Annotated in this window: 3 protein-coding genes; 1 reads left to right on the forward strand and 2 read right to left on the reverse strand. The window is 38.9% G+C overall.

Going from position 1 to position 12,087, the window contains the following annotated elements; translation table 11 throughout:
• The first annotated feature begins 48 nt into the window (after positions 1–48).
• Entirely contained in the window at positions 49–5,883 is a 5,835-nt protein-coding gene (locus LB449_RS01225) for a T9SS type A sorting domain-containing protein (protein ID WP_224453254.1), read from the forward strand.
• A gap of 823 nt (positions 5,884–6,706) precedes the next feature.
• Here LB449_RS01225 and LB449_RS01230 read toward each other — a convergent pair.
• Together LB449_RS01230 and LB449_RS01235 are read right to left on the reverse strand one after the other, a co-directional pair.
• The gene (locus LB449_RS01230) at positions 6,707–7,126 is read right to left on the reverse strand and encodes a CBS domain-containing protein (RefSeq protein WP_224453255.1); all 420 of its coding nucleotides are present in this window, start codon (positions 7,124–7,126) and stop codon (positions 6,707–6,709) included.
• A 955-nt stretch (positions 7,127–8,081) separates the two neighbouring features.
• Positions 8,082–10,421: a zinc-dependent metalloprotease gene (locus LB449_RS01235; protein ID WP_224453256.1), complete on the reverse strand. Its 2,340-nt coding sequence runs from the start codon at positions 10,419–10,421 to the stop codon at positions 8,082–8,084.
• Positions 10,422–12,087 lie beyond the last annotated feature (1,666 nt).

A 12,087-nucleotide genomic window follows, 5' to 3' on the forward strand; every position in this document is an offset into this window, starting at 1 on the left:
TTATTCTGAACTCAAAATTTCATATCTTTGATTAAATTATATCCTATTATGACTAAACTTCTACACTACAGGTTTCTAGGACTTTTACTCATCTACCTATTTGCTGCACAATCGAATTACGCTCAAGAGGTGATCCATTGCTGGGATTTTAATGGTACAACTCCTTTTACGACTCCGTTAAATACAGATAATAGAGTTTCAGGATCCGGCTCTATTACTCATAATTTAGTATCAACCACTTCATTTGATGGTTCAACTATAAATACATGTTCTGGAAGCGAAGCTGGCACTTCTTTTGCAGTAAGTGGAGGCTCAGGAACATCATCTGGAGGAGGCAATAATGGAAAACATCTTGATTTTAATTTTTCTTCAGAGGGTTATGAAAATCTTACGTTTTCGTTTTGGGCGCAAAAGACTTCTACAGGCTTCAGTAGCAATACTATAGAATATTCAACTGATGGAACAACGTTTACAAGCTTTCCCACGGGTTCACCTTTCGATCCGGCTTTAAGCCCAGGCGGACTTTTATCTTTTAACTTATCCTCGGTCACAAGTATCGATAATCAATCTAATTTAGTCATTAGAATCGTATTTAACGGTGCCACAGATGCTAATGGTAATAATCGTATTGACAACGTTAAACTCGAGGGAACTCCTGTTAATCCCAATGATGGAAATTCTCAAGTTAATGCTCCTGAAAACCAAATTACCGCAAATACTATTTTTGCAGCCAATACCACGACAATTGCAGATGCCGAACCTGTGTTTAGTTTCGACATACAGGATCAAGGAACTAGTGATGCTTTACCTACTAACGTCACTAAAATGCAGTTTACCCCAGGAGATGCAAACACTGCAAATTGGACTACTACAATTCAAAATGTCATTATAAAAGATGATACGGATACTGAAATTGACGGTGTCTTATCAGTTTTTGGAGGAGAAATAGTGTTTGTTCCAGATTCTCCTATTGTAATTGCTGATAATAGTTCACAAACTTTTATTGCAGAAGTTGTATTAAATGATACAGGTATTGTAGATGGTGATATTATTCAATTTGAAGTTTCTGGGGTGGATGCTGATTTTCAAGCTAATCTTGATGGATCTGATTTTTCATCAGATTTTGATGGCGGAGATGTTACTGGCAGCGAAATCACAATCGATGTTATCGCTTCAGAAATAGCCTTTTTACAAGAACCTAGTGATGTGAATGTTTTGGCAACAATGTCTCCGAATGTAGAAGTAGGTCTTACAGATATAAATGGAAATTTAGACACCTCTAATACGTCTGTAGTAGGGTTAACTTCTTCTGGAGATCTTGATAGTACGCCTTTATCTGCTACTGCTGTAGCTGGAATTGCTACCTTTTCATCTATTACACATAATACTCAAGGTCAAGGCTTAATCTTAACCGCTTCGACTACAGATCCTTTTACAGCAGAGAGTTCTCCTTTTGATGTTTTTTCCAACGATACAACCTCAGAAGTCGTTGCGCCTTCAAATCAAGTAGGAGTAAGTACAGTTGTTGCTGCGGGTACAACTACACTTCCTGTCTTTAGTTTTGATATTCAAGATCCCGGCAGTGGTGATGAAACTCCTACGAGTGTAACTCAAATGCGTTTTGTCACTGGATCTACTAATACAGTAGATTGGTCAACATTCTCGAATGTTGCTATACAAGATGCTTCATTCACTGAAATTCCAGGAAATGCAGTTGTTACAGCGAATGAAGTTATTTTTACACCAGATAATTCTGTGGTTGTTGCTGATGGTGCTTCAGTTAATTTTACGGTTGAAGTCACTTTGGATCAGTCTAACATTATAGATGAGAGTGTAATTCAGTTTCAAGTTTCTGGTACTAATTCTGGTTTTGAAGCAGATTTTTTTGGATCTATTTTCAACTCTTCTTTTGCAGCAGGGGACGTGGTTGGAAATAATATCACTCTGGATGTGGTGGCGACAGAAATAGCCTTTTTGCAACAACCTACTGATGTGGAGGTAAATGCGTTTATGACTCCAGCTGTAAGTATTGGTTTTGTAGATGTAAATGGCAATGTCGATATCTCTAATAGCTCTTCCATAGACCTGAGTTCATCTGGTGGCTTATTTATTAATTTACCTGCGACTCTTTCAGCAACCAATGGTGTAGCCACTTTTCCAAACATAGCCTATTCAGCCACAGCTACAGGGCTTACCTTGACTGCTGAAACTGCAGACACCAGCATTAGCCCATTTTCAATTATAAGTAATCCTTTTAACGTAGGTATACCTGTGATTGCTATTCAAGATTTTGATGGGACGCAACCAGAATGGGTATATACCACCAGTATTCCACCATTTGATGATGGATGGGGGACTGATTTCTTTGGAGTGATCAATATCGCAGATGCTTCTCGACTTGAAAACCCGAATTTTATAAATAATATTTTTGGAGAAAACGATTTAAATTCTCCAAGTGGTACGCCTGGATTTGCCTCCTTAGATTTTGTGACTGTTGATATTTCTGGATATACAGGGGTTAATCTTAGCTTTGACTGGGAGGTTGTAGGATATAATGTTTCAGGAGATCGAATAGAGTATCAAGTAACTTTTGATGGAGTGGCTCAAACTAGAGTTACTTTATTTGAAGGGAGTGCAACTCAAGATGGTTCAGGAACACAAACCATACCTGTGCCTGACACAGTTTCTGAAGTCTCTTTCCAATATTTTATACAAAATGATGGTGCGGTTGGTTTTTCAGGTTTGGATAATGTAAAACTAACTGGCGATTCCAATGCTAGAGATACCGATATTACGGCACCCGGAAGTGGACAACTGCCTGATGCAACTATCATTGCAGATGTGAATGATAATTCAGCAAATTCTGTAAACGTTTTTAGTTTCGATGTAGTGGATTCAGGAAATTTCGACAATTTACCAACCAATATCACTAGATTAAGATTTGTGCCGGGTCCAAATAACACAACCGACTGGACGGAAGTGATTGGAGGTATTTCGATTTCTGAAGGGACAACTACGCTCAACGAAGCAGACCGGAGTTTAACTATTAATCCAGGAGAAATTCTTATTGATATTACCAATGATCCTGATTCTGTTATGGAAGTTGGTAATGGTACAACCAAAACCTATACGCTAAGTGTATTTCTTAGCGGCACAGGGATTACTGATCAAGAAATTATTCAGTTTGCCATCGCAGATGGTAATGAGAATCAAATAGCTAATAGCGATGGGTCTATTTTTTCTAGTGATATCACAGCTTTTGAAGGTGGCTTATTTACTATTGATGTTGTAGGTAGTGTGTTAGAATTTTTAGTTCAGCCAACGACAACGGTCATTAATATAAGCATGGCCCCTTCTGTAAGAGTTGTAAATTTAGATAGCAATGGAAATAGAGATCTAGATGACACTATAAGCATTACAATTTCATCTGATGGAACTCTTGTTGGTGGGGATATATCAAGAAACATAAGCTCTTCGCTTGGTTATGCCAACTTTAATACTATTCAACATTCTGCTTTGGGATTTGGACTTAGGTTAACTGCAGCCGCAACAGGCTTTACCGATGTATTAAGTAGTGAATTTAATATTGTCTTTGAAGACGTTCTACTCATTTCTGAAGTTGCTGGTCCTTTTTCCTCTGGTAGTCCTAATGCAGATCAAAGATTTGTAGAATTATTTAATATGGGGGTTGAGCCAATAGATTTTTCTGCCACCTCTTACTATCTTCATAATGCCACTTCAGTAAATAGTGTTCAATTGACGGGGATTTTAGCTCCTAAGTCCTATTATGTCGTGAGTTTTTCAGATGCAACAACCTTTGAAGGAATTTATAATGGAGTGAGCCCAGATCTTGTATCTCCTAGTGTCATTACGTCTAACGGTGAGGATTCGTATTATTTATCAATACAGAATACTCTTGAATCCCTAGTAGATGTTCACGGAATTCCTGGAGATCCTAAACCAGCTGATTATGGTACTGGTCGTTTTTATAGAAACATCCCAACTGTGAGAGTATCCAACCCCGTCTATGATGAAGCTGGAGAGTGGACAAAAGACGTACCTGCTACTATTGAAGAGCGTACTCCTGGAGTTGGAGATAATGACTTCGTTTATGCTGGTGATTGGACTACAGGAATAGGAGACTCACCAGAAAACGTTGATTTAGGCGTTAATCCAGGGAAGAGTATTTTCGTTGAATCTGGAATTACAACACTAACTGAAGATAACACTATCTCAGATGTTGTCGTAAGAGCAGGGGCAACTTTAATTTTTCAAGGGGCTGTGACTTTGAATGGAGATTTTGCCAATTTTGGAAAAGTGATTTTCAGTAGTACAGCATCTCGAACAGCTGCTTTGGGAGAGTTTGATTCTGAAAACAGGGAGTTAGTAGGGAACAATTTTGAAATACATCGGTTTATTCCTAAGAGTAATAGGGCTTTTAGATATTTATCCTCTCCTGTTAATACTTTCCAATCACCAAAACCAACTATAAGAGACAATTGGCAAGAAGGCACCAACAATACTCAAACTGGAGATACAAATAATTTAGATCCAAATTCAGGTTTTGGAACTCATATCACGGGGTCAACCACTGGAGCTAATGGCTTTGATGCAACTGAAACAGGAAACCCCTCTATGTTCGAGTGGAATTCTTCTGACGTTGAATGGAACTCAATCCCAAATACCAGCAGTAAAACTTTTAACGCTGGAGATGCCTATGCCATACTGATTAGAGGAGATAGATCGACCACGCTAAACTCCAACACTGCTGTTGGTCCAGCAACCACTCTAAGAACAACTGGAAAATTGGTGGTAGGCTCTAAACCTGCTCCTAACTTATCCTCAACAGTAAATGGATTTTCCTTGATAGGGAACCCTTACCAAGCTAAGGTTGATATGGCAAGTTTGCTAAATTCTGATAATGCAAATGCTGTAAGTTCTCAATTTTTCTATATTTATGATCCTACTATTGGGACTATTGGTAGTTACGCTACTGTAGACTTAAGCGATGGGACATCTACTCCTGACTCTGGTGCTAATCTGTTTTTAGAACCAAATCAAGCCTTTTTTGTGGAAACAGTATCTGCTGCTGGAAGTCCAATAGTCATATTCAGAGAAAGTTATAAAACAACGACAACGGGCAATAACACCACCTTTAGTGAGCCAGAAGAGTTCACCAATATGAACATTAATCTTAATGAAGATATTTTAACTAATGGTAATGCAGTTATAGATGCAGTGAGGGTGAAATTCAGAAATGGAGGAAATAATGCTAAAGACACTTTAGATGCTACCAAATTTTGGAACTATGAAGAGTCTTTTGCTATCGATAGAAACCCAAACTATATGTCCATAGAATCTCGAGCGATGCCAACTGCTCAAGATAGTGTTCCGTTATATTTTGGAAATTCTAAGCTTTTAGCCTATCGCTTGGTCGTTGAACCAGAAAATCTAGTGAACACCAAGGCGTATTTATACGATAGATATTTAGAGTCTAGTACAGAACTACCAACCGACATAGCAACTTCTGTGTCCTTTAACCTTGACCCTTCTATACCAGAATCTAAAGCAACAGATAGATTTGTGATCAAATTTGAAGAAGTGAGCTTAGGCACAGAAGATGTCGTTTTCAACTCTTCTATGGTGGTGTATCCAAATCCAGTAAGAGGAAATAGCTTTAGTATTTCTCATCAACAAGCCTTTGATGGACAAGTCTTAAGTCTTAAATTATTTGATCTTCAAGGAAGATTAATTGTCGATCAAACTATAGAGAACGCTCCTAATGTTGAAGTCAACTTAAATAAGGAATTAGCTTCCGGGGTGTATATCTTGAATCTTTCCGATGGAAAAGCCAGTCAGTCAGTGAAGCTGATGGTTAAGTAACAAATTACAAATCCCAAACCAAAAGCCTAGCTGATTAATCAGCTAGGCTTTTGTCATTCTGACCAACGCGATAGCGAAGTGAAAAACCTCTATTTCACGATAACACCGGAACTCTTTGGCTAAGCCGTAATACAGTAATCAAACCTTTTAGCAGTTAGAAATTAATTAAGAATTTTTAATTCATAATTTTAAATTGAGTGGAGTGTCATTCTAAAGGAGCTTTTTTGGCGACAGAAGAATCTTTGTATAATAAAAATACTAAAATCATTTTGATACTTTTGATTCAGATCAAAAACTCATCTGAATGGTTTTGTCTTGCAGGCTTAAAGATCAACTAAAAATATTAGTTTTAAATACGGGAATCAGAAACCGGCCTATTTTTTATGGATGTGTGAAAACAAGAAAGTGGAGAAGACAGGAAGAGGAGCAATGCCCTAGTGAAACGGTTGGCATTGCGTCGAGGAGACACTTTTATAGTTTTCAAAGACATAAAAATAAGCCTAGACTTTTTTTGATTCTTTTTTTGGGCGATGCAAAAAAAGAATGAAGGCATTATTTTAAATAAAAACTGTCATTCTAAAGAAGCTTTTTTAGCGACTGAAGAATCTCTTCTTGTTTAAAACCCCAAGAATTTCATGCAGCCAGACACTGCGAAGTAAAAACTTTTAGTTAGTTTCCAGTACTGGTCTCGTGACTCCTTGACTTCCGACTATACCATTACACGACTATACGACTACATGAATAACGCTAGATAGTCATCCGAAAACAGTCAAAAAAACCGACTACTGAAAACTGACTACTGAAAACCGAAGACAGAAGACCGCTATTTACACTTCGTATTATAAAATCGTATCATATCGGTTGTGGTGACAATACCCACCAATTTATCATTTTCCAAAACTGGTAGTGCATGGAAATCTTTAGTGATAAATAGCTCAGCTGCGACTTCAATTGGGTCGGAAGCATTGACAAAAGACACTTGCTTAGACATCACTTGCTCAAGGGTAAACATGTCGTACACTGTAGTTTCTACGGTGTCGCCATCATCGTCTGTCGCATCGGCAAAGGAAATGCGTAGGAGGTCATTATAACTCAGCATACCTACAATTTTATCCCCGTTGACCACAGGGAGGTGTCGGATCTTGTGACTTTTAAACAAGGATTCTGCTTTGGTAAGTGTGTCCTCAAGATTTAATTTTACTAAGTTTTGGGTCATTATTTTTTGAATGGGAGTCGTTTTCATGGCTTCTGATTTTGAATTTGTTATAAAGATGCAACAGAATTAAGTTATGTCCACTGACGAAAATCAGGATTTCGATAATTAAGAATTTTAAATTACCAGTCCACCATTCCACCAGTCCACCAGTCCACTAGTGAACCAATCTACCAGTAAATCCAATTTTAAGATGTCAGGGCTAAAGTTTCTTTTAATAGTTATTGAGTTCGTGAGTTTATGAGTTGTTTATGAAATTTAAAATTAATCACTTGCTAATCCTTGGCTCTTTGATTTCCGATTATTCCACTACACGAATAAACGATTACACCAATCTAATAAAAACGCTAAACCGAAAACGGTCAACAAAAAACTGATTCCACCAGTCACCACTTTCCAGACATCAAAATAATTTTGAAATGCCAAATTTGAAATAAGAATTTTGAAATATAAAGATTGTATTATATTCGACTCACGACTCACGACTCACGACTCACGACTCACGACTCACGACTCACGACTCACGACTCACGACTCACGACTCACGACTCACGACTATTCATTTGAAGGGGCAGCGCCCTGACATCTTTCTCACTCATTTTTAGAGTGTCTAAACCGTAAGTCTAATATTAATTCCTTCAGATAAAACTTTTAACCCCGGACGGAGCTTCAAGTTAATTTAATCCTTAAGCTGAATGTCTAAAAGCACAAATCTTTCTCTGCTCAAATTCAGAAGAAAGAAACCAAACAGCCCATAAATAAAAAAGCAAGGCTTGAAGGCCCTGCTTTTCTTTGGAACGGTCTCAAAATCAGATGAAATTTTGACTAACCTTTGGTTGAGTTACGCAAATATCATTTTTAGAAATGACTTTGAGTTACGGTTCGACCGTACATGTGTTACGGTCGAACCGTACTTTTTAGTTTTGCTTTATTTTCATCTAACCTTATAAGTCCCCCCGTTTGGCGTTAAGGGGATCACGAATTACTAGTCACCAACTTCCATAGCCTTTTCAAGCATCTTCACCATATAAGTATAGTGCGCTTTTAAAGTCTGGTCACTGGTATTCATTTCAGTTTTTAAATTGGATAACACCCCATTTTGAAGTGCCAGACTATGTCCTTTCAGCTCGAGAGCTAGGTCTTTGTCCTTTTCCAATTCAATAAGCTGATGCACCAAATGCTTCTGTAACTCCCGTTCTACTTGGTCTGGTGTAGTTCTGGACGTCAAGATATCTTTTACCAGGGCATCAAGAAGCTCCTGAGGAGATAAACCTTCGCCCGGTAGGGTAGAATGGGTATCCCACATCATATTGAGGCGCTTGGCATTCGTTAGACGATTGAGGACTCTTTTGTTCATGTTGATCAGACTTTCCAGTTTTCCGCCTTTGGCAAACTTGGAGACCAGGGCCTCATCTACCAGCCAGTATTGAGGTGTCCATACGTGATCACTGATGAATTTCAAGGCATTTTCCTGTTCAGTTGTATTGACCACCTGGTAAGGAATCCCTTCCTGACCTTTATGTAGCAGCGTCTCATTAACGCCACCAACAATGGAAACCACATGGTAAATGTAGCGTCTGTATACTCCAAGCATTTCGCCGTATAGCTCTTCCAAATCCTCATAATTCTGACCTGCAGTCGTTGTCCAGGAGTCGAGATTTTTGGCGACAATTTTCAGATTGCTCAATCCGTAAGTACTTGCTTTAACAGAATTATTACCGATGTCTTCGGTTTTGGCATCGGGATCATTTCCTCTGCCCCCAAACATGTACAGCGGATCTGTGCTGCGCTGATCTACAAATTTTTTCAAAATATCTTTGTCTTCCTCAGCAGAGCTGTTTGGGAAATACCGGTAACCCCATTCAATGGCATAATCATCATAAGGCCCGAGTTGCCTCACAAAACGTATGTTTTTATCGCCAGGTTGCGCCACATAGTTATAGCGGGCATAATCCATAATTGTAGCGGCGATTCCCATCTTTTGAGTGAATTCTCCCGATCTCAAAGATTCCACATCGTAAGCAGAACTGGCCTTCATGTTGTGGGGTAAGCCAAGGGCGTGACCAATTTCGTGTGAAATGACGCGGCGCATCATCTCCCCAATTTCTTCTTCTGGCGTATCTAGGCTTCTGGCCTTTGGATTAGCAGCACCGGTTTCTAGTAAATAGCGGTTACGATAAGACCTTAGGTGATTGTGATACCAGATGATGTCTGACTCGATAATCTCTCCCGTTCTTGGATCCGACACACTAGGTCCCACTGCATTACGAGTGGTGGAAGCGACGTATCTAACGGTTGAAAAACGAACATCTTCCGGACTAAAATTAGGGTCTTCCTTTTCTGTTGGTGCAACTTTCGCCTGGATGGCATTTTTGAAGCCTGCCTTTTCAAACGCAGAGTTCCAATCTTCGATACCTTGAATAAAGTACTTTCTCCATTTTTTTGGAGTCGCTGGATCTAAGTAGTAAACGATAGGTTTTATGGGCTCCGTCAATTTACCTTTGGCATACGCCTTTTCGTCTTTGGGTTCCAGTCTCCAGCGACGAATCAATCTTAGCTCATCGGATTTTAAGGCATCCGAGCTATAATTGTATTTTCTTAAACCAAACCAACCTACACGTGAGTCTTCATACCGGACCTGCATTGGATTTTCGGGTAAAGCAATAATGGAATGGTTGATTTGAAAGGTAAAGGTATTGGTAGAATTACCGCGGGGTGGCTTACTGGTAGGGAAGGTAAGCGTGTGGGTGATTTCGGTATTTTGAGGAAAACTTTTCACCGTATTGATCCGACTTCGCTTATCATCGGCCTTTCCAATTTTATATTCTGATTTTAATCCGTCTGGGATGATGTTGAAGGAAGGCGAATCGGCATTGAAGAATGATGAAACTTCGATCACGATGTCTTTGCCTTCATCAGATTTAATAGGAAAAGAAGCTAAAATAGGGTTGAGGTTATTTTGTGCCACACTTAGGCTGATAGGATCTTCCTCATCAGCCACATTGGTAGTCAGCACCTGAACCAAATCGATCGACTTCCCCACTTTTACAAAGTGGATCATTTGTTCTGAAGTCTTTGATCCCGCATTCCTGTAAGCCGAATAATTAGCTGGCAGTTGCTTAAGGCGAGTCACCATGAGCAGATCTTTTTCGAGAACTTCTTCTGGAAACTTAAAGTAGAGTTTATCATCTTCAAAGTAAGTAGAGATGAGCCCTTCACTTTTGGGCATGGTCTGAAGGATAGAATCTAAATCTTTGGTGCTTTTGTCCTGTGCAAGACCTAGTTGAAGACTAAGTGCAAAAACAAGAAGTAAGATGTATTTCATGAGTTGAATTTATTTTAGGACTGGATTTCTAGTAAAAAGTTTAATGGGGATTGGTTGTCTGTTATCAGTTGACAGTTGTCAGTTGATGGTTTTCGATTTGTAGAGTGTAGAGTCCTGTATAGGATTGACCAGTCAACCAGTTGACTAGTTCCCTAACAAAGCTATTCTCTCGACTCCTCGACCCTTTGACTTTAGGCCATTTACTATACGGATACACCATTAGACGACTATCCGATTCCACGAAAAACCGTCAACAGAAACCGATTTTTACCCCAAACCTAAAGGGAGTTCTTAAAAACTACATCTTTTAATTCACCTCAAATCTTAAAACCGGCCTACTTTTTATGGATGCTAAAAAACAAGAAAGTGGTGAAGCAAGGAGGAGGAGCAATGCCCTAGTGAAACGGTTGGCGTTGCGTGGAGGAGACACTTTTGTAGTTTTTAAAGACATAGAAATAAGCCTAGACCTTTTTGGTTACTTTTTACGGCGATGGAAATCGAGGTGCGAGATTCATGAACACTTAAAACAATAACATCGAGGGTGAACTAAAAAAGTAATGAAAGCTTTAATCATATCGAAATTCTCAAGATCTAGAAAAATAATCAAAGGTGAACTAATAAGTAAAAGAAGAACCAACGTCATTTCGATACATTTTGATTATCATCAAAACACTCAATGACCATCTTAAACCGGTGGCTGAGTGATCCCGACATTTTGGTTGGGATCGTATCGAAGCTACAGTTACTTAGAATTAAAAATTCTCAATTCAAAATTATCTATCTTGACTCTTCGACCCACGACCCATGACCATTCGACAACACGATTACACCACTAAACTATTATTCAATTATACGAAAACCGTCAACAGAAAACCGACAACCGACTAAACCAGTCCACCAGTCCACCGATTACACCACTACACTATTATTCAATTATACGAATAACGGTTAACAGAAAACCGACAACCGACTACACCATTACACCACTATTCTACTAAACGACTACACGAAAAACCGTCAACAGAAAACCGACAACCGACTAAACCAGTCCACCAGTTCACCGACTACTCGACTACACGACTATCCGACTATACGACTATACGATTCCACGAAAAACCGTCAACAGAAACCGATTTTTACCCCAACCCTAAAGGGAGTTCTTAAAAACTACATCTTTTAATTCACCTCAAATCTTAAAACCGGTCTACTTTTTATGGATGCTAAAAAACAAGAAAGTGGTGAAGCAAGGAGGAGGAGCAATGCCCTAGTGAAACGGTTGGCTTTGCGTGGAGGAACCGCTTTTGTAGTTTTCTAAGACATAAAAATAAGCCTAGTCCCCAAAGCTTTGGGGATTTGTTTCTTTTTTGGGCGATGCAAAAAAGAAAAGAAAGTAATTTTATCTAGGGCTTAAACAAGAAATTACTTAAAGCCTAATTACATCAATTATAAAGATTCCGCATCTCGCTATCGCTTGCACGGAATGGGAGAGACTCTGCATCGCGGCTATCACCTTGCACGGAATTAAAAAAGGCAACAAGCTAATGGCTAAATACGCACTACAATAGTGCAAATTATTAAATAAAACGCACTGCCTAAGTGCAAATAATTTATATGAATAAATAACAATGGATAGCTTATTTTAATATTCAATTAGAATCATTCCCCT

The sequence above is a fragment of the Psychroflexus lacisalsi genome (assembly GCF_020164495.1).
Lineage (GTDB): Bacteria > Bacteroidota > Bacteroidia > Flavobacteriales > Flavobacteriaceae > Psychroflexus > Psychroflexus lacisalsi.

Bases quoted from the DNA above. Each gene is read 5' to 3' on its own strand.
- LB449_RS01225 (WP_224453254.1), top strand. From the start codon at position 49: ATGACTAAACTTCTACACTACAGGTTTCTAGGACTTTTACTCATCTAC.
- LB449_RS01230 (WP_224453255.1), bottom strand. From the start codon at position 7,126: ATGAAAACGACTCCCATTCAAAAAATAATGACCCAAAACTTAGTAAAA.
- LB449_RS01235 (WP_224453256.1), bottom strand. From the start codon at position 10,421: ATGAAATACATCTTACTTCTTGTTTTTGCACTTAGTCTTCAACTAGGT.